Source organism: Streptomyces xylophagus, assembly GCF_000716435.1.
GTDB classification, from domain to species: domain Bacteria; phylum Actinomycetota; class Actinomycetes; order Streptomycetales; family Streptomycetaceae; genus Streptomyces; species Streptomyces xylophagus.
On record NZ_JNWO01000007.1, the window covers coordinates 300,484 to 327,288 of the forward strand.

Annotated in this window: 25 protein-coding genes; 11 read left to right on the top strand and 14 right to left on the bottom strand. The window is 71.1% G+C overall.

Features of this window, described 5'->3' with window-relative positions; translation table 11 throughout:
• Positions 1-90 precede the first annotated feature (90 nt).
• Positions 91-972: a LysR family transcriptional regulator gene (locus OO70_RS16415; RefSeq protein ID WP_043672571.1), complete on the top strand. Its 882-nt coding sequence runs from the start codon at positions 91-93 to the stop codon at positions 970-972.
• A 751-nt stretch (positions 973-1,723) separates the two neighbouring features.
• Here OO70_RS16415 and OO70_RS16420 read toward each other — a convergent pair.
• From OO70_RS16420 to OO70_RS16440, 5 genes are all read right to left on the bottom strand, one after another.
• On the bottom strand, positions 1,724-2,503 hold the full coding sequence (locus OO70_RS16420) for an SDR family NAD(P)-dependent oxidoreductase (protein ID WP_043670764.1): 780 nt from the start codon (positions 2,501-2,503) through the stop codon (positions 1,724-1,726).
• A 31-nt stretch (positions 2,504-2,534) separates the two neighbouring features.
• Complete coding sequence (locus OO70_RS16425) at positions 2,535-2,867, bottom strand: DUF4440 domain-containing protein (protein ID WP_051741395.1); 333 nt, start codon at positions 2,865-2,867, stop codon at positions 2,535-2,537.
• 113 nt (positions 2,868-2,980) lie between these two features.
• The gene (locus OO70_RS16430) at positions 2,981-5,125 is read right to left on the bottom strand and encodes a putative bifunctional diguanylate cyclase/phosphodiesterase (protein ID WP_043670769.1); all 2,145 of its coding nucleotides are present in this window, start codon (positions 5,123-5,125) and stop codon (positions 2,981-2,983) included.
• Complete coding sequence (locus OO70_RS16435; RefSeq protein ID WP_043670772.1) at positions 5,122-5,934, bottom strand: SAM-dependent methyltransferase; 813 nt, start codon at positions 5,932-5,934, stop codon at positions 5,122-5,124. Before OO70_RS16435 ends, OO70_RS16430 begins: the two co-directional genes overlap by 4 nt.
• 342 nt (positions 5,935-6,276) lie before the next feature.
• Positions 6,277-7,236: an SCO0930 family lipoprotein gene (locus OO70_RS16440; RefSeq protein WP_043670775.1), complete on the bottom strand. Its 960-nt coding sequence runs from the start codon at positions 7,234-7,236 to the stop codon at positions 6,277-6,279.
• A 271-nt stretch (positions 7,237-7,507) separates the two neighbouring features.
• Between OO70_RS16440 and OO70_RS53765 the strand changes: the two genes are divergently transcribed.
• The 3 genes from OO70_RS53765 to OO70_RS16450 all read left to right on the top strand — a co-directional run bounded on the left by OO70_RS53765 (position 7,508) and on the right by OO70_RS16450 (position 9,678).
• Positions 7,508-8,116 (top strand): hypothetical protein, encoded by a 609-nt coding sequence (locus OO70_RS53765; RefSeq protein ID WP_199827353.1) that lies wholly within the window; start codon positions 7,508-7,510, stop codon positions 8,114-8,116.
• A 16-nt stretch (positions 8,117-8,132) separates the two neighbouring features.
• A complete protein-coding gene (locus OO70_RS16445; RefSeq protein ID WP_234336852.1) occupies positions 8,133-8,894 on the top strand; it encodes a bestrophin-like domain in 762 nt (253 codons plus the stop codon).
• A gap of 226 nt (positions 8,895-9,120) precedes the next feature.
• A complete protein-coding gene (locus tag OO70_RS16450) occupies positions 9,121-9,678 on the top strand; it encodes a hypothetical protein (RefSeq protein WP_043670781.1) in 558 nt (185 codons plus the stop codon).
• 96 nt (positions 9,679-9,774) lie between these two features.
• Here OO70_RS16450 and OO70_RS16455 read toward each other — a convergent pair whose 3' ends face one another.
• The gene (locus tag OO70_RS16455) at positions 9,775-10,281 is read right to left on the bottom strand and encodes a putative Ig domain-containing protein (RefSeq protein ID WP_043670784.1); all 507 of its coding nucleotides are present in this window, start codon (positions 10,279-10,281) and stop codon (positions 9,775-9,777) included.
• A gap of 332 nt (positions 10,282-10,613) precedes the next feature.
• Between OO70_RS16455 and OO70_RS16460 the strand changes: the two genes are divergently transcribed.
• A complete protein-coding gene (locus OO70_RS16460) occupies positions 10,614-11,285 on the top strand; it encodes a class F sortase (protein WP_043670787.1) in 672 nt (223 codons plus the stop codon).
• Between the two features lie 31 nt (positions 11,286-11,316).
• On the opposite strand, the gene OO70_RS16465 is transcribed toward OO70_RS16460, so the two are convergent.
• Positions 11,317-12,156, bottom strand: a complete 840-nt coding sequence (locus tag OO70_RS16465) for a polysaccharide deacetylase family protein (RefSeq protein ID WP_043670789.1) — start codon at positions 12,154-12,156, stop codon at positions 11,317-11,319.
• Positions 12,157-12,247: 91 nt separating this feature from the next.
• Positions 12,248-15,520 carry a bifunctional lysylphosphatidylglycerol synthetase/lysine--tRNA ligase LysX gene (gene lysX, locus OO70_RS16470; protein WP_043670791.1) on the bottom strand — a complete coding sequence of 1,091 codons (3,273 nt, stop codon included), beginning with the start codon at positions 15,518-15,520 and terminating at the stop codon, positions 12,248-12,250.
• A gap of 90 nt (positions 15,521-15,610) precedes the next feature.
• Between lysX and OO70_RS16475 the strand changes: the two genes are divergently transcribed.
• Positions 15,611-16,072: a universal stress protein gene (locus OO70_RS16475; RefSeq protein ID WP_043670793.1), complete on the top strand. Its 462-nt coding sequence runs from the start codon at positions 15,611-15,613 to the stop codon at positions 16,070-16,072.
• A gap of 27 nt (positions 16,073-16,099) precedes the next feature.
• Here the strand turns inward: OO70_RS16475 and OO70_RS16480 are convergent, their stop codons facing one another.
• Positions 16,100-16,927 (bottom strand): alpha/beta fold hydrolase, encoded by an 828-nt coding sequence (locus OO70_RS16480; protein WP_043670795.1) that lies wholly within the window; start codon positions 16,925-16,927, stop codon positions 16,100-16,102.
• 57 nt (positions 16,928-16,984) lie between these two features.
• Between OO70_RS16480 and OO70_RS16485 the strand changes: the two genes are divergently transcribed.
• Positions 16,985-17,470 carry a MarR family winged helix-turn-helix transcriptional regulator gene (locus tag OO70_RS16485; RefSeq protein WP_043670797.1) on the top strand — a complete coding sequence of 162 codons (486 nt, stop codon included), beginning with the start codon at positions 16,985-16,987 and terminating at the stop codon, positions 17,468-17,470.
• A gap of 7 nt (positions 17,471-17,477) precedes the next feature.
• Here OO70_RS16485 and OO70_RS16490 read toward each other — a convergent pair whose 3' ends face one another.
• The gene (locus OO70_RS16490) at positions 17,478-18,617 is read right to left on the bottom strand and encodes a CapA family protein (protein WP_043670799.1); all 1,140 of its coding nucleotides are present in this window, start codon (positions 18,615-18,617) and stop codon (positions 17,478-17,480) included.
• Between the two features lie 222 nt (positions 18,618-18,839).
• Between OO70_RS16490 and OO70_RS16495 the strand changes: the two genes are divergently transcribed.
• The 3 genes from OO70_RS16495 (at position 18,840) to OO70_RS16505 (ending at position 20,849) form a co-directional block, all read left to right on the top strand.
• Positions 18,840-19,385: a sigma-70 family RNA polymerase sigma factor gene (locus tag OO70_RS16495; RefSeq protein ID WP_043670802.1), complete on the top strand. Its 546-nt coding sequence runs from the start codon at positions 18,840-18,842 to the stop codon at positions 19,383-19,385.
• Between the two features lie 156 nt (positions 19,386-19,541).
• Positions 19,542-20,057, top strand: coding sequence for a hypothetical protein (locus OO70_RS16500; protein ID WP_043670805.1), 516 nt, complete (start codon positions 19,542-19,544; stop codon positions 20,055-20,057).
• Positions 20,058-20,198: 141 nt separating this feature from the next.
• The gene (locus tag OO70_RS16505) at positions 20,199-20,849 is read left to right on the top strand and encodes a zf-HC2 domain-containing protein (protein WP_043670808.1); all 651 of its coding nucleotides are present in this window, start codon (positions 20,199-20,201) and stop codon (positions 20,847-20,849) included.
• Here OO70_RS16505 and OO70_RS16510 read toward each other — a convergent pair.
• Positions 20,836-21,657 (bottom strand): helix-turn-helix transcriptional regulator, encoded by an 822-nt coding sequence (locus OO70_RS16510; protein WP_043670811.1) that lies wholly within the window; start codon positions 21,655-21,657, stop codon positions 20,836-20,838. The two genes, OO70_RS16505 and OO70_RS16510, sit on opposite strands and share 14 nt — an antisense overlap.
• Positions 21,658-21,729: 72 nt before the next feature.
• Between OO70_RS16510 and OO70_RS16515 the strand changes: the two genes are divergently transcribed.
• Positions 21,730-22,446, top strand: a complete 717-nt coding sequence (locus OO70_RS16515) for an SDR family oxidoreductase (RefSeq protein WP_043670813.1) — start codon at positions 21,730-21,732, stop codon at positions 22,444-22,446.
• Here the strand turns inward: OO70_RS16515 and OO70_RS16520 are convergent, their stop codons facing one another.
• The 3 genes from OO70_RS16520 to OO70_RS16530 form a co-directional block, all read right to left on the bottom strand.
• Positions 22,447-23,310 carry an Fpg/Nei family DNA glycosylase gene (locus OO70_RS16520; protein ID WP_043670816.1) on the bottom strand — a complete coding sequence of 288 codons (864 nt, stop codon included), beginning with the start codon at positions 23,308-23,310 and terminating at the stop codon, positions 22,447-22,449. It abuts the gene before it with no gap.
• 41 nt (positions 23,311-23,351) lie between these two features.
• The gene (locus tag OO70_RS16525; protein ID WP_043670820.1) at positions 23,352-25,433 is read right to left on the bottom strand and encodes a SpoIIE family protein phosphatase; all 2,082 of its coding nucleotides are present in this window, start codon (positions 25,431-25,433) and stop codon (positions 23,352-23,354) included.
• A gap of 69 nt (positions 25,434-25,502) precedes the next feature.
• On the bottom strand, positions 25,503-26,801 hold the full coding sequence (locus OO70_RS16530) for a DUF6777 domain-containing protein (protein WP_051741291.1): 1,299 nt from the start codon (positions 26,799-26,801) through the stop codon (positions 25,503-25,505).
• Positions 26,802-26,805 lie beyond the last annotated feature (4 nt).

Genomic DNA, 26,805 nt, shown 5'->3' on the forward strand with positions numbered 1-26,805 from the left:
AGCCATGTCTACGGACGTTAGGTCCCGGAAGGTCGATCGGTCCAAGACATGATCCACCTGGATTCCATAGGCTACGACTATCGTGACTGCATGCAGTTCCAACAGCTTCAGTACTTCGTGGCCGTCGCCGAGACCCGGCACTTCACCCGGGCCGCCGATCTGGTCCATGTCGCGCAGCCGTCGCTGTCCCAGCAGATCAAGGCGCTGGAGCGGGAGTTGGGGGCGGATCTGTTCCTGCGGGCCCGGGGCAACATCACGCTCACCGATGCGGGCGAGGCGCTGCTGCCGCTGGCCCGGCGGATCCTGGCGGACGCGGACACGGCCCGGCACGAGGTCCTCGAACTGGTCCAGCTGCGCAGCGGCCGGATCCGCCTGGGCGCGACGCCGAGCCTGTGCACGGGCCTGCTGCCGGACGTGCTGCGCGCCTTCCACGACCGTTATCCGGGCATCCGGCTGCTGATCGAGGAGGGCGGTTCGCACGATCTCGTACGGGAGCTGGCTCGCGGTGCCCTGGACCTCGCCCTGGTGGTCCTGCCGCTGCCCACGCCGTCACCGGCGTTGACCACGGTGGAGCTGCTGCGCGAGGACCTGGTCGTCGTCTCGTCACCGGAGGCGCCGGCGCCGGGCCGCGGGCGGACAGTGCGGATCTCCGACCTGGAGGGCGAGCGCCTCGTGATGTTCCGGCACGGCTACGACCTGCGGGAACTGACCGTCGCCGCGTGCCGCGCCGAGGGCTTCGAACCCGACTTCGCGGTCGAGGGCGGCGAGATGGATGCCGTCCTGGGCTTCGTGCGGGCGGGGCTCGGCGTGGCCGTAGTGCCGCGCATGGTCGCGACGAAGTCCGGGCGCGGGCTGCGGGTGACGCCGCTGGCGCGGCCGGGGCTGCACCGGACGATCGCGCTCGCCCATCGCAGCGATGTGGCTCCGCCTCGGGCGGCCAGGGAGTTGCAGCGGATGTTGTTGGAGCGGTGAGGTGAGCTGCGCGGGGTCGGAGGAGGGGCTGGTGCGGAGTCCGGTTGCAACGGAAGCGGTGGGCTGCGTGGGGGCGGCGGGTGGGTCTGGTGCGAATGCCGGGTGCACCGGAAGCGGGGAACTGCGCGGGGTCGGCGGGTGGGGCTGGTGCGGATGCCGGGTGCACCGGAAACGGTGGGCTGCGCGCACTTGGCAGGGGCGGGCGCGTATGCCGGATGCGGCGGCTGCGGTGGAAGCAGTGTCCCCCGCGAACTCGGTGGGGCCCTGCTGCGGATGCCGTGGAAGCCGTGAGTCGCAGCGCCTACCCCGAGCGCCGGCGCGGACGCCAGGTCCAGCAGTGCTGCGGAGGCGGTGAACCCCGCGAACTCGGCGGAGCCCTGGTGCGGAGGCCGGGAGAGGGGCGAGCGGCAGCACCTCACCCGGGCGCTGCCGCCGATTCCCGGCGCGGCAGATGCGGCGGAAGCAGCCAGACTCGCGGGCCCACCCGAGCGCGGTGCGGACACCAGGTCCAGCAGGTGCTCCCGAGGCAGTCCCCTCGCGCGAACTCGGCGGACCCTGGTGCGGATGCCATCCGCCGCAGCACCTCACCCCGGCGTTGCGGCGGATGCCAGTCTCAACAGGTGCGGCGGGAGCAATCGGGCGCAGGTGCCGATGCCATCCGCGTCACCGCCGGTTGCCGCAGCTGTCGTGGAAGCAGCGGCAATCGGGCGCCGCCGTAAGGGAGTTCATCGTCCCCCGCCGCCCGGCCGGCTCACCAGGTCGGGATGAAACCGCCGTCGATCACCAGGTCGCTACCGGTCAGGTTCGCCGCGCGGTCGCCGGCGAGGAAGAGGACCACGTCGGCGATCTCGGCGGGCTTGGAGAAGCGGCCGGTGACGCTGGCGCCCGCGGCTCGGGCCGCGACCTCGGCGGGTGTGAGGCCGGTGGCCGCCGACACGGTCTCGGCCACTCCCCCGCCGCCGAGCCACAGTTCCGTCTCGACCGGGCCGGGGCTGACCGTATTGACGCGGATGCCCTTCGGGCCGACCTCCTTGGACAGGGCCTTGGAGAAGGCGACCAGGGCGGCCTTGCCCGCGCTGTAGTCGATGACCAGCGGGTCGGGCAGGGTCGCGTTGACCGAGCCGATCGTGATCACGGAGCCCCGCCCGGCGGCCAGCATCAGCGGCAGGGCGGCGCGGGTGACGCGTACCGCCGTGAGGAGGTTCAGGTCGAGGGTGCGCTGCCAGTCCTCGTCGGTCACGGACAGGAAGCCGCCGGTGCGGGGCGGGGCCGTACCGACGTTGTTCACCAGGACGTCGACGCGCCCGCCGACCGCCGCGACCAGCCGCTCGGCCGCGTCGCGCTCCGCGAGGTCCACCGGCACCCAGGTCACCGGGAACTCCTTGACCAGCGCGTCCAGTTCCTCGGTGGTGGTGCGCGACCCGGCGACGACGGTGGCGCCCGCGCCGGCCAGCGCCTGCACGACCGCCAGTCCGATGCCCTTGCTGGCGCCTGTCACTACGGCGGTGCGGCCCTGCAGTTCGGTGCTCATGGAGTCCGACTCCTTCGCGTCGCGGCCTGTCTCAGTCGATGTCCGGCGGCACCAGCGTCCCCTGGTGGTAGAACATCCGCCAGCCCGTCTCCTCGTCGCGCTTGCGCCACAGGGAGGTGCGGCGGGCACGGCGGCCGTCGAAGTCGGTCTCGTATCTGAGCTGCACCAGACCGGGGGCCAGGACGATGCCCGTGATGGCCGAGGGGCGGTAGCGGGGACCGTCCGTCACGCTGCCCGCGTGCTCCGGCAGCCAAGCCAGCATGTGCTCGTACGTGTAGTGCCGACCCGAGTCGCCGACCTCCACGTACTCGGGGTCCAGCAGGCGGACGGCCTCGCTGCGGGAGGAGCGGACGGCCGGGTCCATGAGCGCCAGTTCGCCCTCGATGGCCTTGTTCACGTCGTCCGATGCATGCGCTTCTTGAGTCACCCGCACATGATCACCCTCGAACCCGGGCCTCCCGCAACCGACTTACGCCCTCACCCCGTCGCGTCCACCAACGCCAGTTCGTGCAGCCGGTCCGGCGGGCCCGGACGGGCGTAGTACCAGCCCTGGGCGGTGTCGCAGCCCAGTATGCGGAGTTGTTCGGCCTGCGCGCCCGTCTCGACGCCCTCGACCGTCACCGCGAGGTTCAGGCTGTGGGCGAGGGAGACGATGCCCTCGACGATCTTGAGGTCCACGGGGTCGGCCGGGAACTGTTGCATGCCCTGGGTGAAGGAGCGGTCCAGTTTGAGGATGCTCACCGGGAGGCGGCGGAGGTTGGCGAGGTTGGAGTAGCCGGTGCCGAAGTCGTCGAGGGCGATGTCGACGCCCATCTCGGCGAGTTGGCGCAGCGGCTTGAGCAGGTCGTCGTCGGCGCCGATGAGCGCGGACTCGGTGACCTCCAGGCAGAGCGCGTCCGGACGGACGCCCGCGCGCTCCAGGATGTCGACGGTGTCCTGCACCAGGCCGGGGTGACTGAGCTGGCAGGGCGAGAGGTTGACGTTGATGCGCAGCGGGCCGGTGGCGTCGTTGCCTCCGTGTCGTTCCTGCCACTGTTTGGCCTGGCGGACCGACTGGTCGAGGACCCAGCGGCCCAACGGCACGATCAGGCCGGTGTGTTCGGCGAGCGGGATGAAGCGGTCGGGGCCGAGGACGCCGTGCTGCGGGTGCAGCCAGCGGACGAGGGCCTCGGCGCCGCGCACGCTGCCGTCGCCGAGGTGGACCAGCGGCTGGTACTCGATGAAGAACTCGTTGCGGTCCAGGGCGGCCGGGAGTGCCGTCGTCAGGCCGTGCCGGGTGATGGCGCGGGCGTCGGCCTCCGGGTCGGCGAGTTCGAAGCGGTTGCCGCCCGCCGACTTGGCCCGGTACATCGTGATGTCGGCGCTGCGCAGCACCTCCGCCGGGCCGCGCTCACCGGCCGGGCCCTCGACGATGCCGATGGAGCCGCGCACGGTGAGGTCACGGCCGTCGATGCTGACGGGGGTGATGAGGGCGTTCATGATGCGCCCTGCGAGTTCGTCGACCTCGCGCTCGGTGTCGGGGCCGGTGGTCAGCGCCACGAACTCGTCGCCGCCGAGCCGCGCGACCATCTCGCCGGGCGCGGTCGCGCAGGACTGCAGCCGGTCGGCGACCTCGACGAGCAGCCGGTCGCCGGCCGCGTGGCCGAGGCTGTCGTTGATGGTCTTGAAGCCGTCGAGGTCGAGATAGCAGAGACCGAAGCGCTGGTTGTCACCCGCGCCGAGCGCCTTCTCCAGGCGTTCGAAGAACAGGGTGCGGTTGGGCAGGCCGGTGAGGGCGTCGTGGGTCGCCTCGTAGCGCAGCCGCAGATTGAGCAGCCGGCGCTCGGTGGTGTCCTCCATGAGGGCGAGCTGGTACTGCGGGTTGCCGTCGGCGTCGCGCAGCAGGGAGACCGTGAGGTTGGTCCACAGGACCGTTCCGTCAGGTCGGTAGAACGCCTTCTCGACGTGGTAGTGCTCACGCTCGCCGCGCACGAGTTCGTCGTAGAGCGTCCAGGTCTGGGGCGCGTCCTCGGGGTGGGTCCACTCGCGGACGTTGCGGCCGCCCATGGTCTGTTCGGTGATGCCGAACATGCGCAGCAGCGCGCCGTTGACCTGGAGGATGTTGCCTTCGAGGTCGGCCATGCCGATTCCTATGGCCGCGCCCTCGAAGACCGCGCGGAAGCGGGCCTCGGTCGCGTGCAGGGCCTGTGCGACCACGCCCTGGGCCTGGAGGGCGGCCACGGAGATGGCCTCCTGCTCGGCCAGGGTGCGCTCGCGCAGCGCCTGGGCGAACCCGGCGGCCATGGCGTGCTGGAGCCGTGCCGAGCGGATCCTGAGGTCCTCCTGGGGGCCGTCGCCGCCGCAGTAGAGCACCAGGTAGGCGTCGACGCACTCGAGGGTGCGGCTGAGGGCGTCGGGGTCGGTGCAGTGCGCGGCGATGAGGGCGGCGCCGACCGCCTTGCCCTCCTCGGCGTCGAGGTTCCTGGCCCGCAGCGCCTCGCTCAACCGCCGTGCCAGCGGCAGGAGTCGCTCCTCGAACTCGGGCCGGGTCAGCGAGGTCGAGGTCGCCGGGAACACCGCCCGGCTCCAGATGGTCGCGAACCTGCGCAGTCTGTCCTCCGGCCCGTCCGGCTCCGCGATCACGCCGCGCGTCCTACGCCGGCGAAACCGGAGAAGGAATACGGATCCTCGTCCTCCGGTGCGGTGTCCGGCCGCCAGTCCGGCATCGGCACCAGTCCGGGTTCCACCATGTCGTACCCCTCGAAGAACCGCGCGATCTCCTCGCGCGAGCGCATGATCAGCGGGTTGCGAATGTCCTTGTACACGTCCACCGCGCCCTCCGCCCGCTCCGGGGGCAACGGGATTCCCTCGTACGAGGCATGGGTGAGGATCAGCAGGCTGCCGGGCGCGAGGGCCTCGCGCAGCTGTGCCACCGCTCCGTACGGGTCGTCCGTGTCTTCCACGAAGTGCAGTATGGCAACGAGAAGTAACGCCACTGGCCGATTCACGTCGATCAGCCGCTGGACCTCGGGGCTCGCCAGGATCTCCTGGGGCTTGCGGAGGTCGGCCGCGATGACGTCCGCGGTCGCGTTGCCCGCGAGGACCGCCTGGCTGTGCGCGACCGCCACCGGGTCGTGGTCGACGTACATGACATGGGCGCCGGGGCTGGCTTCCTGGGCCACCTCGTGGACGTTTCCGAAGGTGGGGATTCCGGAGCCGATGTCGAGGAACTGGGTGATGCCCTCGGCGGCCGCGAATCGCACCGCGCGGCGCATGAACGCCCGGTTCGCCTGCATGATCTTGGGAAGTCCCGGGAGGAACTCCATGGCCTTGCGGGCCGCTTCCCGGTCGACCTCGAAGTTGTGCGAACCGCCCAGGTAGTAGTCGTAGATACGCGAAACGCTCGGCACCGAGATGTCGATGCTTCGGGGTGCCCAGGCGGGACGCTCCATGTATCTCTCCAAGGCGTAGGCGATCCGGTGTTCGAGCTGAGGCTACTGATCGCCCGCCAAAGGAGCGAGCGGAAACGGAAATTGACCATCCGTTCCCGGTGACTGCCTGCGGCACGTGCCGAATTGACGTGCGGGGACACGCGGAGAGGCGCGGAGAATGCCGGAATTGCTGCCCGGTCGACGCCAAAGGGGTCCGCCCCCTCCGTGCGGTGCGGAGGGGGCGGACCTGGGGTCGTACGCGCTGCTGTTTCGTTCGGCACTCTTCTTCGCTTGCCCGCGTCCCTCCCTTCCGCGTTTCGTTGCCGAGTGGGCGAGGCGATCAACCCTGGGGAGGTGTTCTCGCTACTTCGCGGGCGCGCCGACCGGCTTTCCTTCGGGCGAGACGGCGTACCAAGTGCCGCCCACGCCCTGGCCGTTGGTCTGTCCGGCCGCTGTGTCACCGGAGAAGGTGTAGATCGGCCAGCAGTCGACGGTCATCTGCTTGACGCCGTCGGACCGGGTGAAGCCCATGAGGCCCTTCTTCTCGACGCCCTTGGTGTCGTTCGCCGAGACGATGCCGACCGCCGGCCACTTCTCGGCGCAGGCGCCGAGGCAGTTCGAGACGGACTTCGGCCATGCCTTGTCCTTGAGGAAGCGGTAGACCGTGCGGCCGTTCTTGTCGACGACGATGTCGCCGAGCTTCGCGTCCTTGCGGACGGACAGGCCGGGCAGCGAGGCGAGGGTCGCCTTCTTGCCGTCGGGGGCGAGCGCGTACCACTTGCCGCCGACGCCCTGGCCGTTGACGTCACCGGCGTTGACGTCCTTGGCGTAGCGGTAGGCGGGCCAGCCACCGACGGTCAGCTGCTTGGTGCCGTCGGTACGGGTCACCTCGCCGAGCAGGGACTTGTCGATACCGGCGCCGGCCGTGGCGTCGTTCGCGGGAACCGGCGGCCAGGCGGTGGCGCAGTCGCCGTCGCAGTTCGACTTGGGCGGATTGGCCGTGTCGGCGTCGAAACGGTAGAGGGTGAGACCCGCACCGTCGCTCAACACCTTGCCGAGGTCGGGGTTGTTGGCAACGGACAGCTGGCCCGCGGGCTCCGCGGCCGCGGCCTGCTGGCCGTCGGCACCGTAGCCGTTGCCGGCACCGGTGCTGGCAGTGGCCGTCGCACCGACGCTTCCGTAACCTCCGGCCGCAGCCGTGGCACCGACGTTCTGTGCCGCAGAGGAAGGTGTGGTCACATTTTCCGAACCGCACGCCGCCGTCAACGCCATGACGGACACGGCCGTCGCCGCGAGTGAGGCGCTCCGCCAGGAGGTCTTCATCGTCAACTCCCCATAATCACCTGGATGTTGCAGCGCCCGTCTGTGCCGCCGCACGGTCCTAGGTACGGGTGGGGACCACGGAAGTGTTCAACGGCCGCACAAATTTCTTTCCGACCCCTGTGACCCGGGCGTCCCGGTTCGCACGGTCGTGCGCATTCGGCCATGCGTGACGGTCGGATCGTCAAACCGTCGCATCACTCCTTCCACTCCTTCGGGGCAATCCCCTCGCGCTCCCGCGTGCACGGCCCCGCGAGGCCTCATGATCTCGGTCGTGCATGGACCCGAACCGACCCGAACCGCCCTCGCCGCAAGGGTGTTGGCCCTGGTGACGCTCACCTGGCTGCTGGCGGGCGCGCCGGCGGGCGTGGCAGCGGCCGACGCCTGCGCGTACGCCTCCACGGGGCCGGACGGCACGGAGGCGGTGGCGATCGCCGGCGACGGCTCCTGGCCGACTCCTCCGGCCTGCCCGAAGCCGACCCCGCCGCCGCCCTGCCCCTCTCCGACGCCCACCCCGCCACCGCCCAAGCCGACACCGCCTCCCCCGCCGAAGCCCACCCCGACCCCGAAGCCGACACCCAGGCCGACCTCTACGCCGCGACCCACACCGAAACCCGTGCCTCCGCCGCCCACCCGGGCACCACGCCCGGCCCCGGCGGCTCCCCTGCCCCGGCCGACCCCGACGCCGACTCCCACACCCACCCCGACCCCGAAACCCTCGCCCAGGCCCACCCCGCATCCCTCGGCGACCCCGGTGAGTTATCCGAAGTACCACGAACAGCCTCGCCCGCGGCCCGCCACCGGCCGGACGCCGGCGGTCGTCTACGTCCTGCTCATCACCATGCCCGCGGTGGTCGCCATCGCCGCGCTGCGTCCGCGCTGATCCCCGGAGGAACCCCTTGTCGGAATGGCTTGTTCTCGTCATCGCGATGGTGGCGGCCTGTGCCGTGGTCGTCGTCATCACCTTCCTACGCGAACGCACCGCGTCCGAGGACGAGGATCCAGGCGAGACCCCGGACGTCATCGAGTACATGACGATGTGGATCGGCGTGGTGTACGCCATCGTCCTGGGCCTGGCGATCGCCGGTGTCTGGGAGGCCCGCAGCGCCGCCCAGGACCACGTCCAGGCGGAGGCGCAGGCGCTGCACGAGATCTCGGAGCGGGTGCGGGTCTATCCGCCGGCCGAACGTGACCGCGTACGGGCCGACGTCGAGGCCTATGTCACCCAGGTCGTCGACGTCGAGTGGAAGACGATGGCGGACCATCAGAAGCTCACCCAGCACGGCACCGACCTCCTCCAGCGCATCCGCCAGGACGTCACCGACTACCAGCCGAAGACCGACTTCCAGGCGCAGGCCTACCAGCCGCTCGTCGACCAGGTCGCCGCGGTGGACCTGGCCCGCAGCGCCCGCTCGAACTCCACCGGGGCGACCATGCCTCTGGTGGTGTGGTTCGGGCTGCTCGGCGGGGCCGTGATCACCATCGGCATGGTCTTCGCGCTGCAGATCCGGCGTACGACACGGGAGCTGATCCTCGCCGGGCTGTTCTCGGCGCTGATCGCCTTCCTGCTGTTCCTGATCTGGGACTTCGACGCGCCCTACAGCCGTGGCATCACGGCGTCGGCGCAGCCGTTCCTGAATCTCTTCCCGCACATCAAGTGAACCTCGTCCCGCACATCGGGGACTGACGGCCCCTCACCGGAGCCGCCTGCCGGGGGACGCCCGCCACGCCGCGGGCGTCCCCTGTGCGGCCTACATGGTTGCCCCATTCGCGCGACTGGGATCGCGGGAGCGCACACATGTTCCTAGCGTTTCGGACATCGAGGTGCATTTACGGCGCCAGCGGAAAAGGTCCGCGGCTGCTCCTCGGGGACCCGGAGGAATCACCATGCGCGCGATACGCGTCGCCTCGGCCGCACTGCTGGGCATCAGCGCCCTCGCCCTGTCCGTGCCGACCGCCGTCGCGAAGGGCGACGGCGACGGCAACCACAACATCACGCCGTTCGGCTTCACCGTCCTGCCCTCGACGATCGCGGCGGGCGGCCAGGTGACCCTGCAGCTCGATCGCGACCGCGGCGGCTGCAAGGGCTCCGCCACGGTCTCCTCCGGAGTCTTCGACACCGTCAGGATCTCGCCGGGTCAGTCCTCGGCGACGGCGATGGTCGACTGGGACGCCAGGCCGGGCGCGGTGTACCAGGTGACGTTCACGTGTGACGGCGCGAGCGGCTCCACGGGTCTGACCATCGCCTCCGGCCGTACGAACAACAACAACATCCAGCCGCTCCAGCCGGCCCAGCAGGTGCCCCGAGGGGTCCGGGCCGGTGAGGGCGGCAGCATCGCCGGCTTCGACCTCAAGGAACTCGGCATCGGCGCGGCCCTCATCGCGGGCTCGGTGGGAGCGGCGTACCACTTCTCCCGCCGCCGCACCGGAGAGGACGGCGCCTGACCGCAGCACCACCCGCACAGGCCTTCGCCCCGGAACCCAAAAGGTCCGGGGCGAAGGCCTGTGGACGTGCGGTCGGATCTCCGAAGGGGGCGGAGGTCAGATCCCGCGCTCGGTGCGGCGGCGCATCCAGAACACCCCGCCGGCCAGGACGGCCGCGGCGACCAGGCCGCCGCCGATCGCCATGTCGGTCGGGGTCGCCCCGGTGGCGCTGCTGCCGCCGAGACCGCCGCGGACACCGCCGATGACGGTGTAGGCGGAGTCACGGGTGAGCGAGGAACCGTTGGAGCAGCGGACCGTGATGCTGTACGCGCCGGGGGTGGCCGACCTGCTGATCCGGGCCGTTCCGCTGGACGTCGTACCGGAGTTGTTGAGGAGGGACAGGTTGGCGGGGCGTTCGAACCCCGGTGAGGTGGCGATGGCGTTGCCGCCGCTGAAGCAGCCGTCGACCGTGACGGTGAGCTGTCCGCCGCGGGCGATCACGCTGGGCAGGGCCAGAATGTTGCTGGGGCTGGCGCCCATGCCGTCCGCGACGGCCACCGGGGCGGCGAGCCCCAGGACGGCCACCGCGGCACCGGCGGCAGCCAGGGCACGAGTAGTACGCATGTCATCCTCCGCGGAAGGCGCCCCGGGACCCGTCCCCGGTCGATCGGCGAGAAAACGCCTCCCAGACAGACCCTCAGATGCCTTGCGCGCGCCCGCATTTCGAGAATGGTCCGTCCTGGTGAGAGGACACGCCGGGGGAAAAGCGCACAATCGGATATTGCCGCAGGTCACGGACCGTCAGAAAATTCCTGTGAGCGTCAACTCGTATGGCGCACATAAGGATGTCCGGGCCACCCGTTCGCGCTTTCCCCGTCGCCGGTTCCGGCTTCGGGACTTAGCGTTCTCGTATGCGCGATTGACGTGGCGACGGCCGCGTCGAGAGGGGATGGCGAATGTCTGCGTCCGAGCTGTCCGAGCTTGCCGAAGAGGAGGAGCGGCAGAAGAAGCGCGCCCCCTGGGGAGTGATAGCGCTTGTTCTGCTGACCGGTCTCGCGCTCATTCGGAATGGTTCGGGAGAGTTCGACGTGGGGCCGCCCCAGCCGGCGTCGGCCGCCGCCGCGGACGCCCGGACCGGCCACAGCACGTTCGGCAAGGTCCCGGCCCCGCTGCCGTACTCCGTCGCCGACCGGGTGCGGATTCCCGCGATCCGGGTCGACGCCCCGATCATGCCGGTGGGCCTGGACGCGGACGGCTGGGTCGGCGCGCCGCCGCCGGAGGACCCGAATCTGGCGGGCTGGTTCACCGGCGCCGTCTCCCCCGGCGAAAAGGGCACGGCGGTCGTCGTCGGCCATGTCGACAACAAAATGGGCCCCGCCGTGTTCTACGGACTCGGGGCCCTCAAGAAGGGAAACCGCGTCGAGGTAGAGCGCAAGGACGGAAAGACGGCCGTGTTCGAGATCTACGGCATCGAGGTCTTCGAGAAGAGCAACTTCCCCGGAGACCGCGTCTACGCCTCGAAGGGAACTCCGGAACTGCGTGTCATCACGTGCGGGGGCGGTTTCTCCAAGCAGAACGGCTACGACGGGAACGTCGTCGTCTTCGCCCGCCTGGTCGAGGTCCGCTGAGCGTTTCCCCGACCGGGCGGGCGAAAATCCGTCAGGTGGTCCGGCGGCGCGGAATCGTCATGTGGTAGCCGGAGTCCAGCAGGTGCGGCAGATATTCACGCAGCGCCCGCACACTCTGGGAACGGTCGCCCCCGGCGTCGTGCGAGAGCACCACGACGCCGGGGGCGGCGCCGTCCTCGACCGCGTTGACGATGTGGCGGGTGCCGGGTGTGTCCCAGTCGAGGGTGTCGACCGTCCAGGCGAGGGGTTCCATGCCCAGCTCGGAGCCGAGCTGGAAGGCGGCCCGGTTCCAGGCGCCGTAGGGGGCGCGGAACCACTGCGGGCGTTCCCCGTAGGCGTCCTCGATGACGTCGCTGGTCCGTTCCATCTCGGAGCGGATCTGACCACGGGTCAGCTTGGTCAGCAGGGGGTGCGACCAGGTGTGGTTGCCGACGACGTGGCCTTCGTCGGACATGCGGGCCAGCAGGTCGCGGTTCCAGTCGGCCATCTCGCCGCACACGAAGAACGTGGCGCGGACGTCGTACTCGGCGAGGGTGTCCAGGATGTGCGGGGTGTAGCGGGGATCTGGTCCGTCGTCGAAGGTCAGGACCATGGTGTTGCCGCGTCCCGACATGCGCAGGAACGGTTCGTGCCGCACCGGGACGTGGGCGGGGGCGGCGTGGGGTGCGCCGTATCCGGCCACGGGCTGGAGGCGGTAGGAGGAGGGTTTGCGTGCGAGGCGCGGTGGGGGCCCGGCGGCGGGGGCGGCGGCTCGGACGGGGGCGTCGTCCGAGAGTCCGGAGTACAGCAGACCGGCGGTGCCGGCCGCCCCGACGGCAGCGGCGCCGGCGAGCAGGGCCCGTCGGCGCGTGAGCGACTGATCCTTCTTCATGACTCATCAGTCGCCCGGCGGGGCACCGCCGCCCCACGGCAACACCGGTGCGGCGGCAGGAAAACACCCGCCCGGCCCAGCGTTATCGCGCTCAGCGGCGCCGGACGAGGGGGAACGGCAGCGTCTCACGGATCGTCAGACCGGTGAGGAACATGACGAGTCGGTCGACACCGATGCCGAGACCGCCGGTGGGCGGCATCGCGTATTCGAGGGCGTCGAGGAAGTCCTCGTCCAGCTCCATCGCCTCGGGGTCTCCCCCGGCGGCGAGCAGCGACTGGGCGGTGAGCCGGCGGCGCTGTTCGACGGGGTCGGTCAGCTCGGAGTAGGCGGTGCCGAGTTCGGTGCCGAACGCGACCAGGTCCCAGCGTTCGGCGAGGCGCGGATCGGTGCGGTGCTGGCGGGTGAGCGGGGAGACGTCGGTCGGGAAGTCCTTGTAGAAGGTGGGCAGCCGGGTCGGCTCCTCCACCAGCCGCTCGTACATCTCCAGTACGACGTCCCCGCGACCGTCGTCGGCGCCGTACGGCACACCCGCACGGTCGCACAGCCGGTGCAGGCGGGCCAGTTCGGTGTCGGCGTCGATTTCCTCGCCCAGTGCCTCGGAGATCGCGCCGTGGACGGTCTTGACCGGCCACCGGCCCGAGATGTCGTACTCCTCGCCGTCCTTGCGGGCGACGGCGGAGCCGAAGGCGGCGGTGGCCGCGCCCTGGATCAGTTCGCGGACGAGGTCGAGCATCACGTCGTAGTCGGCGTACGCCTGGTAGGCCTCCAGCATCGTGAACTCGGGGTTGTGCTTGTAGGAGACGCCCTCGTTGCGGAAGGTGCGGCCCATCTCGAAGACCTTCTCCATGCCGCCGACGCAGAGCCGTTTGAGGTACAGCTCGGGGGCGATGCGCAGGTAGAGGTCGAGGTCGTAGGCGTTGATGTGGGTCGTGAAGGGACGGGCGTTGGCGCCGCCGTGGATCTGTTGCAGCATCGGAGTCTCGACCTCCAGGTACCCGCGCTCCAACAGGCCCTGACGCAGGGCCTGTACGGCGGTGGAGCGGGCCCGGACCACATCGCGCGCGGCGGGGCTCGCGACGAGGTCGAGGTAGCGCATGCGGACCTTGGCCTCGGGGTCGGTGAGGCCCCGGTGTTTGTCGGGCAGCGGGCGCAGGCACTTGCCGGTGAGCTGCCAGGAGGTGACGAAGACGGTGGGCTCGCCCTTGTCGCTGGTGCCCGCGCGGCCGGTGGCGGTGATGTGGTCGCCGATGTCGGTGTCGGCGGTGAAGCGGTCGAGGTCGGGGCCCGACTCGGCGCGGGTGAGGGCGAGTTGGTGGTCGCCGGACCAGTCGCGCAGGGTGAGGAAGACGATGCCGCCGAGGTCGCGCACCCGCATGACCCGCCCGGCGACGGTGACTTGGTCCCCCGCGCGGACCTCGGCGAGGGTGTGGGTGCGCTGTGGGATGCCGACCGGGTAGGGGTCGGTGCCGGTGGCGCGGAGGCGGTCGAGCTTGTGGTGCCGGACGCGGACCTGTTCGGGCAGGCCGCTGTCCGGGCCGTCGGCCTGGTCCTCGCTGTCGAGGCCGAGCGCCGACAAGGACGGCAGACCCGCCGTGGTCGCGGGCCGCTGTCCGCTCGTCTGGTGCCCCTTTCCCCAGAGTTGGCGCAGCGACGGTACGGAGACGAAGCCCTCGGCGATGCCGGAGGCGAGGCTGATGCGGGCCAGGGAGGCGGTCTCGCCGTAGCAGATGAAGCGGGGGTACCACTCGGGGTGGTACTTGGCGTTGGAGCGGTAAAGGGCCTCCAGTTGCCACCACTTGGAGAAGAACAGCAGCAGGCGGCGCCACAGGCGCAGGACCGGTCCCGCGCCGATGCGGGCGCCCTCCTCGAAGGCCGAGCGGAAGACGGCGAAGTTGAGGGAGATGCGGTGGACGCCCAACTTCGGTGCGGTGGCGCAGAGTTCGGCGACCATGAACTCCATGACGCCGTTGGGGGCGGTGCGGTCGCGGCGCATCAGGTCGAGGGAGACGCCGTCGGTGCCCCAGGGGACGAGGGAGAGCAGGGCGAGCAACTTGCCGTCCTCGCCGAGGGCTTCGACGAGGAGGCAGTCGCCGTCGGCCGGGTCGCCGAGGCGGTCCAGGGCCATGGAGAAGCCGCGTTCGGTCTCCGTGTCGCGCCAGGCGTCGGCGCGGTTGACCACCTCCTCCATCTCGGCGTCGGTGAGGGTGGCGTGGCGGCGGATGCGGCAGGTGGCACCGGCGCGCCGGACTCGGCCCACGGCTTGCCGGGTGACGCGCATGTCGCGGCCGGCGAGGTCGAAGTCGGCGACGTGCAGGATGGCCTCGTCGCCGAGTTGGAGGGCGCCGAGTCCGGCTCGGGCGAAGGCTCTGGCGCCGTCCTCGGAGGCGCCCATCACGGCGGGGGCCCAGGCGTGGCGGCGGGCCAGGTCGAGCCAGGCGGCGATGGCGTGCGGCCAGGCCTCGCGGTCGCCGACCGGGTCGCCGCTGGCGAGGCAGACACCGGCTTCGACGCGGTAGGTGACGGCGGCCTTGCCGCTGGGCGAGAAGACGACGGCCTTGTCGCGCCGGGTGGCGAAGTAACCGAGGGAGTCCTGGCCGCCGTAGGCCTTCAGGAGGGCGCGGATGCGGTCCTCCTCGTCGCCGTGCAGGGCCGCTTCGAGGCGTTGGGAGCGGAAGAGGACGGTGGCCGCGTTGAGGAGGGCGAGCGCGCCGAACAGGCCGAGCAGGAAGGACACGGCTCGGGGCGTGCGGCCGCTGAAGGAGCGGCCGGAGACCAGGCCGCCGCAGACCCGGTCGGCGGCCCAGCCCAGATGCTGGCTCTCGGGGAGCGTGCCGGGGAACAGGGAGACCAGCCCCCAGCCGGCCAGGATCGCGACGGCGAGTCCGGCGAACAGGACGGCGAGGGCCCGTCGTACGGCCGCGCGGCGGGACGCGGCGTAGAACTGCCTGCGGGCCACGATCAGCAGGACCAGCAGCAGGGCGCACACGACGAGGGACGGGAGGGACTCGGCGTAGAGGCCGAGGGCCACGCCGAGGACGTCGGTCAGGACGAGCAGGCCGAGGTAGACGACGACCAGCCACCAGGCGATCTTCTTGCGGGCGCCGGTAGCGGCGGCCAGCAGGAACAGGAAGACCGCGTAGGCGAGGTTGGCGCTGACGGGGACGATGAGGAGGTCCAGGAAGCGGACCACGGGGCGCAGGGCGCGGCGCAGCGGGGCGATGAAGGCCAGCAGGACGCAGAGCAGGCCGAGGGCGCCGAAGAAGGTCGCGAAGCCCTCGGGCACCCTGCTGAGGAAGCCGTTGCCGGGCGGTCGTATCGGAGCCTTGGTGTCCTTGGACCCGGGCGCCTCCACGGTGGCAGTCATGCTTCCGACTGTAGGAACAGGGCGGTCCGCGCGCCCGTCGAGAACTCCCAGGAGGGTCCGGGACCTGCGGGTTCCGATAGCCTCACAGCCGTGACGGAACAGCACTCAACTCAGTTCGAACGGGGCACGGACGGGCCGAAGGTCATCGTCGCCGGAGTGGACGGCTCCGAGTCCTCGTTCCGGGCCGCGGCATATGCCGCTGGCCTGGCCCGACGGCAGCACGCGCTGCTCGCCATGGTGTACGTGCAGCCGGTGCTGGCGGCGGGCGCGGCCATGGGGGCACCGGTCGCCGAGACGACCGACGAGATCGCCGAGGACCTCGTCGCCCAGATCCGTCAGGAGACCGAGCGGGTCAAGGGGATATTCGACATCCGCTGGGAGTTCCACACGTTCCGCGGCGACCCGTACGGCGGCCTGGTGAAGGCGGCCGACCAGCTCAAGGCCGACGCGGTCGTCGTCGGCGCCTCCGAACAGGCCGGCCACCGGATCATCGGGTCGGTCGCGGTGCGGTTGGTGAAGGCGGGGCGGTGGCCGGTGACGGTGGTGCCGTAAGGAGCCATCGGGAGCCGCAAGGCGCCGTCAGAGGGAGCGCAGGAACTGCCCGAGGATCTCGTTGAACTCCTCGGGCTTCTCCATGTTCGGGTAGTGGCCGACCCCCTCGATCGTCACCGCGCGGCCGTTCGGGACCGTGTCGGTGAAGCGTTGCGCCATGGCGATGCTGTCGGGCCAGTCGAGGGCACCGTGGATCGCGAGGACGGGGACGTCCAGCTTCGGGACGCGGGACCACGGGTCGGCCAGGGGGACGTACCAGTCCTGCTCGCCGGGTGTGTGCTTGGAGAGCGTGTGCGCGGTCAGTTCACGTAGGCGTCGGAGAACGGACGGGGAGACCTCGTCCACCGTGCGCCGCGGGCCCGCCACGCCCCGCGTGAACTGGTCGAGCCAGCCCGCGATGTCGCCGGCACCCAGCAACTGCGCGGCGCGGGCCTGGTGTTCCAGCAGGTGCGGGTCGGTGTACTCGAACGCGCTGGTGCCGGCGCCCGACACTACGACCGCTCGGACCAGTTCGGGGTGTTCCAGCGTGGTGTCGGTGGCGACGGCCGCGCCCATGCACAGGCCGACGAGGACCGCGGGCCCGAGGTCCAGGTGGCGCAGCAGATCCGCGAGGTCGTCGGCCCAGCGGAACGGCCCGCTCGCGTTGGCGGAGAAGCCGTGGCCGCGGATGTCGGGCGCGATGACGCGGAAGTCGCGGGCGAGGGCCGGTATCTGGTCGTCGAAGACGCGATGGTCGGCGAAGCCGGAGTGGAGGAGGACCACGGGGGTGCCGGTGCCCACGTCACGGTAGGCAAGGTCCCCGTCGGCAGATGCGAAGAAGCTCAGTTCCGAAGCAAGTTCCGAAGCAGCTGTCATGACAACCAAGGTGTCATCTTTGAGGAGGGTTGGCAACCCAGGTGTCATGATGAGCGCGTGAACGACTCCGCTTCCCCGGGCCCCGCTCCCCTCTCCCCCGACGAACTCGGCCACCGCCTCACCGAGGTGTTCGACCTCGTCGGCCCGCTCTACCGGCGCGCGGCGCGCAAGGTGGAGCAGGCCGAACCGGTCGAGGGCGTGTCCGCGGGCGTGCGCGCCGTGCTGAACCTGCTGCGCCTGCACGGGCCCATGACGGTTCCTCAGATGGGCCGCGACCAGGCGCTGAGCCGGCAGTTCGTGCAGCGCATGGTCAACGACGCGGCGGCGCACGGCTGGGTCGAGAGCGTGCCGAACCCCGCGCACCAGCGGTCCTCCCTGATCCGGCTGACCGACACCGGCCGGTCGACGATCACCGCCGTGCTGGGCCGCGAGCACCATCTGATGCGGCAGGTCGGCGGCGAGCTGACGGAGGACGACGTACGCGCGTGTGCACGGGTGCTCACGCAGATGCTCGCCACCTTCGCCCACGTCGACGTGGACTGAGCCCTCCCTACTTCCCCATCACCAGCCCGTCCTTCGCCGCGCCCCTGCTGAGCACCACCTCGCGGATGCGGTCGCGGTCGCCGGTCAGTTCGGCGCCCTGGGCGATCGCCTGGTTGACGTCGACGACCCGGCCCGCGTCGATGTCGAACAGCTGTGGGACGAACTCCGCCTTCGTCACCTCCCAGCGGCCGCCGGGGCGGGTGGGCGGTACGAAGGTGAAGCGGCCGAGGGTGCTCTCGTTGCCGCCGGGGTCCTGGGTGCCGGCGTTGTCGTACATCTCGCCGGCGATCTGGTCGCCGAGCCCGTAGACGACCCAGGTGCCGTTGACCTTCTCGTACGCCTGCGGGGTGTGGGCATGGGTGCCGAGGATCAGGTCGATGTCGGGGCGGCCGTCGGTGCGGGCGGCGGTGAGGTCCCCGGCGAGCGCCCACTGCTGCGGATCGGGCGCGTCCTGGCCCTGTGTGCCCCAGCGCAGGGACACGACGACCACGTCGGCGCCCGCCTGCCGGGCGGCCCGGGCGTCGGCGAGGATGCGGGCGGGGTCGGCGAGGTTGACGGCCCAGGGCTCGGCCTGCGGGAGCGGGGCCGGGTTCGTGTCGGCGGTGTAGGCGAGGTGGGCGACCTTCGCCGGGCCGGCGCGCAGCAGGGTGACCGTGTGCGCCTCGGCCTCGGTGCGCGCCGTTCCCGCGTGCCGTACGCCGGCCCCGTCGAGGGTGTCGAGGGTGCGCTGGATGCCGGCGGCGCCGTCGTCGAGGCTGTGGTCGGACGCGGTGGAGCAGCTGTCGTAGCCGGTCGCGGCGAGGCCCTGGGCCTCCTCGGGCGGGGAGTCGAAAACCGGGGAGCCCGTGCGGTCGCCGTACACGCTCTCGATGTGACACAGCGCCAGATCGGCGCGGGAGACGACGGGTTGGATCCCGGCGAGCATCGGGCGGAAGTCGTAGCCGGTGCCGCCGGCGTCGAAGCGGGCGCGGTCGAGGACGGCGCTGTGCGGGAGGATGTCGCCGGCGGCGACGAGGGTGAAGCCGCGGGCGGCGGGCGGTGCCGGACGGCCGGAGGACTTCGCGGTGTGGTGCTGGGACTGGCAGGCTGCGGCCGCGGTGAGAATGCCCGCCAGGGCAACGGCCACCTGACGTCTGCGTGCGATCATCAATTCACCCCACTGTGGTCATATTTACCCACCAATAGGTATGAACTTCACCGCCCCCGCAAACGACTTCCCGCACCTGATGACCCGTCCGGTGTGCGCGGGCGGGGTAACACCGGGTGACGCGGACCGTTCGTCGCACCGTTCGTCGACGCGATCGACCGTCCGCCGCAGTGCCCTGTGCGCCCCCTGTCCCCGGACGGCCCCCTGCGATGCCATACGGCCATGACGGCCGGACCCACGCTCACCAACGGAACGACCGCCGAGCACGAGCTCGCCGCACTGCAGCGCGAGCACGGCAGGCCGCTCTTCGCGCTGCTGCTCCGGCTCTGCGACGGCGACCGCCAGCGCGCCGAGGACCTCGTCCAGGAGACCCTCGTACGGGCCTGGCAGCACCCCGAGGCACTGCGCGCCGACGACTTCGAGTCCGTACGGCCGTGGCTGCTCACGGTAGGTCGGCGGCTCGCCATCGACGCGCGCCGGGCCCGGCAGGCGCGACCGCCCGAGGTCGGGGACGCGGTGCTGGAGAACGCACGCGTGTGTGCCGATCACGCGGAACGGTCGGCGGCGACGCTCGATGTGCGGGAAGCTGTGAAGACTCTCACTCCGGAGCACCGTGAAGTCCTGGTGCTCGTGTACTTCCAGGGGGCGAGTGTGGCGGAGGCCGCGGCGGCCCTCGGGATTCCGCCCGGTACGGTGAAGTCCCGTGCCTATTACGCGCTCCGCGCCCTGCGCCGGGTGCTTCCCGGCTATGCGGCCGACCTGCGGTGAAACCAACTCCTTAGTCAAACCTCCGTAAAGCGCCTTGCTCAGGACCCTGGTTGAGTAATCGGCTGTCCTCATCCGTGTTCCGGACTGGGGGGCTCGGGGTTCCTGACGGAGCCCAGGGCCGGGCGACGCGCACGCACCGGAGGAAGGCAGGAAGGGATGCTGCACAGAGGTCAAGAGAGCACGGACGGCACCGGTGGCGGTGAACTCACCGTCCCCATGGCGTGGTTGTACGCCGAGTACATCGCCGACGAGTTGCTGCGGACCGGCGACCTGATGCCGCCGACGTCCTTCGAGTTCCGCGCGGGACGGGACGCGCTGGCGCTGACCATCTTCCTCTCCGACACGGACGGCGAATTGTCCGGTATCCGAGTGGTCACCCAGTTGGAGACCTGGCTTTCGCTCACGGCGTACGACCAGCCGTGGCAGGACTGGGTCGAGGAACGTATGTCCAAGTTGACGGCCGAGGCGCTCGAATCCGCCGCGGACACACCGGACTTGGCACTGGCGGAGGCCGCCTGGCGCTGGCTGGAGGAGACCGAGCTGCTCGCGCCGGATCTGGACGCGGTACCGGGAGGCGGTCCGGTGACCGGTGAGGACGACGGGCCGAAGGTCTGGACGCCCGCCTGGCAGCTGGGTCTGCCGCTCGGTCATCTCGCCATCCATCTTTTTTGAAACAGGGACCAATCCATGGGCCCGACCGCTACGAATTCGTGATGGCCATTCTGTGTGTGCCTTGAGTGATTCGGCGGGCTGGTGCGTACCGATGGGAGCAAGGAGTAACCCCACCCGCACCTAACGGCACGAGGATTCGGCATGAGGTCCCTGGAAAGGCATCGCGACGTCGGCGCGTACGCGCTCGGCGTGCTGGACGAGGCGGAGGCCTTCCGCTTCGAGGATCACCTCATGGAGTGCACTAGCTGCGCGGCTCATGTGACCGAATTCGGTCCCGCCTCACGGCAGTTGATGCTGTATCGGCGGGCGACGCCGCGCTCTGTGCACCCCATGGCACAACCCGGGCCCCGGATGCTCGACCGGTTGCTCGCCGAGGTGGCGACGCGTCACCGGGCGGGACGGCGGCGCTTTCTGTACGCCGTGGCCGCCTCGGTGGTCTTCGCCGTGGGCGGCCCCGCGGTCGCGACCCTCGTCGGGCACGGCGACGGGGCCGTACAACTCTCCGCGACCGACCCGAAGTCGGGCGTGTGGGCGCAGGTCACCGCCGCGAACGAGAACTACGGCACTGACGTGACCCTCGAGATCAAGGACGGCGCCGGCCCGCGCTCGTGTCGTCTCGTGGTCGTCGGCCGCGACGGTTCCGAGCAGACCGTGACGAGTTGGAACGTCCCCGCGCACGACGCGACGATGATCACGATGCAGGGTGGCGCGGCCATGCACCCCGCGGAGATCGACCACTACGACGTGCGGACGGCGGACGGAGCGCAGTTGGTACGGCTCACCTCGAACTGAGGCCCTGGCCCGCTGCGGCCAGGTGCCTCAGGGCCCGTGCGGACGGCGTCCCCGGGTCCGCGGTGACGAAGACGACCTGTTGGTCGTCGTGCGGGACGGTGAGCACGTCGCAGTCCACCCGCAGCCGGCCCGCCTCCGGGTGGGTGACGGTCTTGGTGCGGTGCCCGGGAGCGTGCACCGGACCGGTCTCCCAGATCTGGGTGAACTCCTCGCTGCCGGCGCGCAGTTCGGCCAGCAGACGGGCGAGTCCCGAATCGTACGGGTAGCGGTCGGCGGCACGGCGCAGCCGGGCGACCAGGATGTGCCCGAACTCCTCGGCGCTCGAACTCTCCGGCGGCCGGCCCAGGAAGCGGCGGCGCGCCAGGTTCGGCCGCGCGACGAGATCCCCGCCGAACACGGCACTCGCCAGCGGATTCCAGGCGATGACGTCGTAGGTGGCGTCGGTGACGATGGCCGCGGTATCCGGGATGCGTTCCAACAGGGCCGCCACATGCGGGCGGACGGTCCGCACCGGCGCCGCGAGAGGTGTCACCTGGGTCCCGGCCAGCCGGAACAGGTGGGTCCGCTCGGCCGGGGTGAGCCGGAACACTCCGGTGAGGGCGTCCAGGATGCGGGGTGAAGGGCGCGGCCCGCGGGCCTGTTCCAGGCGGGCGTAGTAGTCCACGGACATGTGGGCCAACTCCGCGACCTCTTCCCGGCGCAGCCCCAGGGTCCGCCGGGACGGTTCACCCGCCAACCCCACGTCGGCGGGCACCAGTTGCTCCCGCCGCCCGCGCAGAAATCGGGCCAGTTCCTGTTTGCCGGTCACTGTGTCTCCCTCCGGCTGACAGGGATCGGTTGTCCCTGGTTCGACGGCGCCGGCTGCGGAATCGTCGTCCCCATGAACGATTCCACAGCACTGGTCACCGGTGCCAACAAGGGCATCGGCAAAGAGATCGCCCGCCTGCTCGTCGCGGAGGGACTCACGGTGTACGTCGGCTCGCGCGATGCGGACCGGGGACAGCGGACGGTCGAGGAACTGGGCGGCAGCGCACGGCTGTTGATCCTCGACGTCACCGACGCCGACAGCATCGCGACGGCGGCACGACAGGTGGACGCCCTGGACGTCCTGGTCAACAACGCGGGCATCATGGTCGGCGGGGAGTCCCCGCCGGGGGCCGACCTCGACAGCTTCCGCCGTACGTACGAGACGAACGTCTTCGGGGTCCTGGCGGTCACCAACGCGTTCCTGCCCGCGCTGCGCCGCTCGCCGCGTCCCCGCATCGTGAACGTCTCCAGCGGCACCGGTTCCCTGACCTGGAGCGCCGACCCGGACCGCGAGTTCGCCGCCCACGCCGGGGCGGGCGCCGCCTACCGCTCCTCGAAGTCGGCCCTCAACGCCCTGACCCTCTTCTACGCCCAGTCCCTCGCCCCCGAGGGCTTCAAGGTCAACGCCCTTGCTCCCGGCCTGCGCGCGACGGACCTCAACGAACGGGCCGCCGCGAGCGACGGGGACCCGGCGGAGGCGGCGCGGGGTGCCGTCGACCTGGCGCTGCTGCCGGAGGACGGGCCCACGGGGCGGTTCCTGTCGTGGGACGGGACGGGGGTGCCTTGGTAGCTACTTGAGGAGCCGCGACAGTCTCCGGTCCGCCAGTGGCTTGCCGCCCGTCTGGCAGGTGGGGCAGTACTGGAGGGAGGAGTCGCTGAAGGAGACCTCGCGGATGGTGTCGCCGCAGACCGGGCAGGGCTGGCCGGTGCGGCCGTGGACGCGTAGGCCGCTCTTCTTCTCCGCCTTCAGGCGGCCGGCGGCCACGCCTCGGGAGCGTTCGACGGCGTCCACGAGTGTGGTGCGCAGGGCCGTGTAGAGCGTGTGCGTCTCGGCGGGAGTCAGGGACGAGGCGAGTTTGAACGGGGACATCTTCGCCGCGTGCAGGATCTCGTCGCTGTACGCGTTGCCGACCCCGGCGATCAGGGTCTGGTCGCGCAGGGCGCCCTTGAGTTGGCGGCGTTCGTTCTTGAGGAGTTCGGCGAAGCGCGGTTCGTCGAAGTCGTCGGCCAAGGGGTCGGGGCCGAGGCGGGCGACGCCCGGGACGGACTGCGGGTCGGCGACGACGTACACCGCGAGGCGCTTCTGCGTGCCCGCCTCCGTGAGGTCGAAGCCCTCGCCGGTCTCCAGGGCCACGCGGAGCGCGAGCGGGCCCTTGCCGGGGCGGGGCGGGCCGTCCGGGAGGCGGTCCTTCCAGTGCAGCCAGCCCGCGCGGGCCAGGTGGGTCACGAAGTGCGGGCCTCCGTCCGTCTCGACGTCCAGGAACTTGCCGTGGCGATGCACGGCCACCACCTCGTGTCCCTCCAGCGCGGTGAGCGGAGGGTCGTACGTCTTCAGGACGCTGATGGCTACGGGCAGCACCCGTACGATCTCGTGGCCGACGAGGTGTTCGGTCAGGAAGTCCTTCAGCGCTTCGACCTCGGGGAGTTCCGGCATACGTCCAGGGTGCCATCAGAGGCCCCTGGGGTCAGGTCGGATCAGGGCGGCTTTGATTCGGTCCGGTTCGGGACCAGGAACTCGCACCACACGCACTTGCCGCTGCCGCGCGCCTCCACGCCCCACACGTCCGTGAGCAGGTCGACGAGGAGCAGGCCCCGCCCGGAGACACCGTCCTCGCCCGCCTCCCGGCGGCGCGGCAGGGCGCTGGAGGAGTCCTCGACCTCGACGCGCAGCCGGCGGTCGGGGGCGGTGAGGACCCTGAGGGTGACGATCGCGGCGCCCTCGGTGTGCATCAGCGCGTTGGTGATCAGCTCGTCGGCGACCAGCTCGACCTCGTCGGAACGGTCACCGGCGCCCCACGCGCGGACCGCGGCCCGGATCATGTGCCGGGCCTGGGTGAGGGCCTCGGAGTCGCCGGGGGCCACGTGCTGCTGGAGCCGGCCGCCGGACCGCGGGGCGTCGAGGCCGCGCCGGCGCAGCAGGAGCAGCGCCACGTCGTCCTCGCCGCCGCGCTCCTCGGCCACGTCGATGAGCAGGTCGGCGAGGTCGCGCACGTCGTCGGGGCCGGAGGCGATGAGCGCGGCGAGGGTCTGCATGCCCTCGTCGAGATCGGCACCGGGCTGCTCGACGAGGCCGTCCGTGCACAGCAACAGGGTCTGGCCGGGGTCGAGTTCGATGGTGGAGACGGGGTACTCGAGCCGCCCGAACTCGGCGGAAAGACCGAGCGGCAGCCCACCCACGACGGACAGCCGACGGCACGTCCTGTCCAACTGCCGCACCAGCGGGTCGATATGACCGGCCCGGACCATCTGGACCACTCCGGTGGACAGGTCGGCCTCGGCGTAGAGGCAGGTGGCGAAGCGGTCGGTGTCGAGTTCGTGGAGGAAGACGGAGGCGCGGGCCATCACGGTGGCCGGGGTGTGCCCCTCGGCGGCGTACGCCTTGAGGACGATGCGGAGTTGCCCCATGACGGCGGCCGCGTGCGTGTCGTGGCCCTGGACGTCGCCGATGACCGCGCCGACCCGCCCGCCCGGCAGCGGGATCAGGTCGTACCAGTCGCCGCCGATGTCCCGGCCCATCTTGGCGGACCGGTAGCGGACCGCGACATCGGCGCCTGGAACGTTGGGGATGGCGCGCGGCAGCATGGCCTGCTGGAGGCCCTGGGCGAGGTCCTTCTCCTGCTCGTAGAACATCGCGCGCTGGAGGCTCTGCGCGATGCTGCTGCCGAGTGCGACGAGCACGTTGCGCTCCTCCGCCGAGAAACCACGCCGGTCGCTGTAGAGCAGGCCCATCGCACCGATCGGTCGGGCCTGGGCGATCAGCGGCAGATAGGCGCCCGCGGTGATGTGCAGTTCGGCGATGTGCTGCCACAGCAGCGGGTACCGCTCGGCGAACTCCTCGGGCGACTCGATGAACGCCGGGCTGAGCGTCCGTACGACTTCCGTCATCGGGTACGGCTCGTCGATCCGGAGGATCTCCTTGCCGGGTACGACGCTGCCCTCGGCGACCAGGCGGATCCGGCCGGCCTCCACCAGCCCCATGACCAGTCTGGTCGCGCCGAGGTGGACGAGGCCGTGGGTGTCCATGAGGACGTCGATGACGTCCTGGACGGTACGGGCGTGCGCGAGAGCCGCGGTGGTGAGCTGGACGACGTTGGTCTGGTCGCGCCGGGCCGCGTCCTGGGCGGCCTGCTCACGGCGGGCGGCGCTCTCGGCGAGTTCCCGGGTGGCGTCGCGCACGATGCCGATGATCCGGCGCGGGCGGCCCGTCCCGTCGCGCCGGATGTAGCCCTGGGTGTGGGTCCAGCGCAGCGTGCCGTCGCGCAGCCGCATGCGGAAATAGGCGCCGTAGTTCTCGCTGCCGTCCTTCATGGCCTGGGAGACGATGCCGTCGAGCCGGTAGCCCTCGGGAGGCGGTACCCGGATCGCCAGGGACTCGGGGTGTCCGTCGTATTCGTCGGGGCGCAGGTCGAAGACCTCGTGGGCCTGGGCGTCCATGTGGAACAGGCCGTTGTCCAGGTCCCAGTCGAAGCTGCCCATGCGGTTGAGCGCCAGGATCGGGTCCGGGTGGGCGGGCCAGTCGTCCGGGAGTGACAGGGCGCTCGCTCCCCGATCAACCATGCGGCCCACCTTGCCAGGATTTACCCGATTCTTCGACTTGTCCGACGGCTGTGGCCCGCCCCGACGCGATCAGCTGTCGAAGACGTTCGTGGGGCTGTCGAAGATGCTGCCGGTGGTGGTGTCGTCGGGGACCAGTCCGCCGCCGTCGGGCAGGTCGGGGGTCTCCGGGACGGTCGGCGGGCCGATCTCGTCCGGGGAGTCCTGGTCCTGGGACGGTTCCGGTACGGGCGTCCCGGCGCCCGGGGTGGTGGCGCGCGGTGACGGCGTGAGCGTGGTGCCGGGCGGGCTGGTCGTCGGGGTGGCCGTGACGGCGGGGCAGTTCGTGGCGCCCGGGGACGGAACCGCAGCCGCCGGGGCGCTGATCGCGCCCGGGGTGACGGTGACGGTCGGGGTGACGCAGTCCGAGGGCGATGTCTCCGGGACGGCGCTCTGGCCGTCACTGGGGGACGCGCTGGCGCTGCTGCCGGGTGACGTGCTCGCACTGCTGCTGGGTGATGTGCCGGACTCGCTCTCGTGCGGTCGCGGAGAGGGGCGGGACGGCTTCGGGACCGGTGTCGGCGTCACATGGACCGGCGGGGGTACGACGTGATCGTGGTGGGGCCCGTGATGACCGAGGGGCCGCTCGATCCACGTGTTGTCGACGACGTTGATGATCGTGATGTTGGTGATCACCTGGGGCGCCGGAGTCACCACGACCACCTTGGCGGGCCGGAACCCGGACCAGGGCCGGCCGCTGTTGCCGGAGGTGCCCCCACTTTTGCCGGAGGTCCCCTCGCTCGCCACGCCCGCCTTGAGCGGGTTGCCGCAGGCGCAGCGGACCCGGGGCACGCCCCGGTTGTCGACGAGGACGGCGGTACCGGCCTGGAGGACCGACTGGAAGCCGGTCACCTGCGCGTCGCGGAACCCGTGGTTGGTGACCTGGGTGTCGGCGCGCAGCACGACCGAGGTCAGCCCGCGCAGATAGCCGGGTATCGCGCCCTGCGAGATGCCCTCGGCCTGCGCGAAGGCGTGCCCCTTGGCCTGGTCGGCGGTGAGATACGCGATCTGCCGCTCGACATCGCAACTGCCGGTGCGCGCGGTGCCGCCGTACAGGCCGGGCGTGGCGCCGGAGACGGCGCGCATGCGGCCGGGAGGCGTGGAGGTGGTCCGCGTGGGTGTGGACTGCGGCGTTCGGGTGACCCGTGGCGGAGCGCTCGCGGCGGTGGCCGTGGAGTCCGTGAACGGGTCGGGGCCCTGTGCCGCGACGGGCTGCAGGAAGACCTCGCCGCTCGACTTCGTGTCCTTGCCGCCGTCGCCGCCGCAGCCGGCGACGAGGAGTGCCGCCGACAGCGCGCAGGCCGTGGCGATGGTTCCGGTGGATGTGCGCACCAGG

What these genes read in the sequence shown, in the direction of transcription:
- OO70_RS16440 (WP_043670775.1), bottom strand. Translation starts at nt 7,236, where the DNA reads ATGAAGACCTCCTGGCGGAGCGCCTCACTCGCGGCGACGGCCGTGTCC.
- OO70_RS16515 (WP_043670813.1), top strand. Translation starts at nt 21,730, where the DNA reads ATGAACGATTCCACAGCACTGGTCACCGGTGCCAACAAGGGCATCGGC.
- OO70_RS16480 (WP_043670795.1), bottom strand. Translation starts at nt 16,927, where the DNA reads ATGACAGCTGCTTCGGAACTTGCTTCGGAACTGAGCTTCTTCGCATCT.
- lysX (WP_043670791.1), bottom strand. Translation starts at nt 15,520, where the DNA reads ATGACTGCCACCGTGGAGGCGCCCGGGTCCAAGGACACCAAGGCTCCG.
- OO70_RS16465 (WP_043670789.1), bottom strand. Translation starts at nt 12,156, where the DNA reads ATGAAGAAGGATCAGTCGCTCACGCGCCGACGGGCCCTGCTCGCCGGC.
- OO70_RS16420 (WP_043670764.1), bottom strand. Translation starts at nt 2,503, where the DNA reads ATGAGCACCGAACTGCAGGGCCGCACCGCCGTAGTGACAGGCGCCAGC.
- OO70_RS16460 (WP_043670787.1), top strand. Translation starts at nt 10,614, where the DNA reads ATGTCTGCGTCCGAGCTGTCCGAGCTTGCCGAAGAGGAGGAGCGGCAG.
- OO70_RS16500 (WP_043670805.1), top strand. Translation starts at nt 19,542, where the DNA reads ATGCTGCACAGAGGTCAAGAGAGCACGGACGGCACCGGTGGCGGTGAA.
- OO70_RS16505 (WP_043670808.1), top strand. Translation starts at nt 20,199, where the DNA reads ATGAGGTCCCTGGAAAGGCATCGCGACGTCGGCGCGTACGCGCTCGGC.
- OO70_RS16490 (WP_043670799.1), bottom strand. Translation starts at nt 18,617, where the DNA reads ATGATCGCACGCAGACGTCAGGTGGCCGTTGCCCTGGCGGGCATTCTC.
- OO70_RS16415 (WP_043672571.1), top strand. Translation starts at nt 91, where the DNA reads ATGCAGTTCCAACAGCTTCAGTACTTCGTGGCCGTCGCCGAGACCCGG.
- OO70_RS16525 (WP_043670820.1), bottom strand. Translation starts at nt 25,433, where the DNA reads ATGGTTGATCGGGGAGCGAGCGCCCTGTCACTCCCGGACGACTGGCCC.
- OO70_RS16450 (WP_043670781.1), top strand. Translation starts at nt 9,121, where the DNA reads ATGCGCGCGATACGCGTCGCCTCGGCCGCACTGCTGGGCATCAGCGCC.
- OO70_RS16520 (WP_043670816.1), bottom strand. Translation starts at nt 23,310, where the DNA reads ATGCCGGAACTCCCCGAGGTCGAAGCGCTGAAGGACTTCCTGACCGAA.
- OO70_RS16495 (WP_043670802.1), top strand. Translation starts at nt 18,840, where the DNA reads ATGACGGCCGGACCCACGCTCACCAACGGAACGACCGCCGAGCACGAG.
- OO70_RS16435 (WP_043670772.1), bottom strand. Translation starts at nt 5,934, where the DNA reads ATGGAGCGTCCCGCCTGGGCACCCCGAAGCATCGACATCTCGGTGCCG.
- OO70_RS16425 (WP_051741395.1), bottom strand. Translation starts at nt 2,867, where the DNA reads ATGGACCCGGCCGTCCGCTCCTCCCGCAGCGAGGCCGTCCGCCTGCTG.
- OO70_RS16455 (WP_043670784.1), bottom strand. Translation starts at nt 10,281, where the DNA reads ATGCGTACTACTCGTGCCCTGGCTGCCGCCGGTGCCGCGGTGGCCGTC.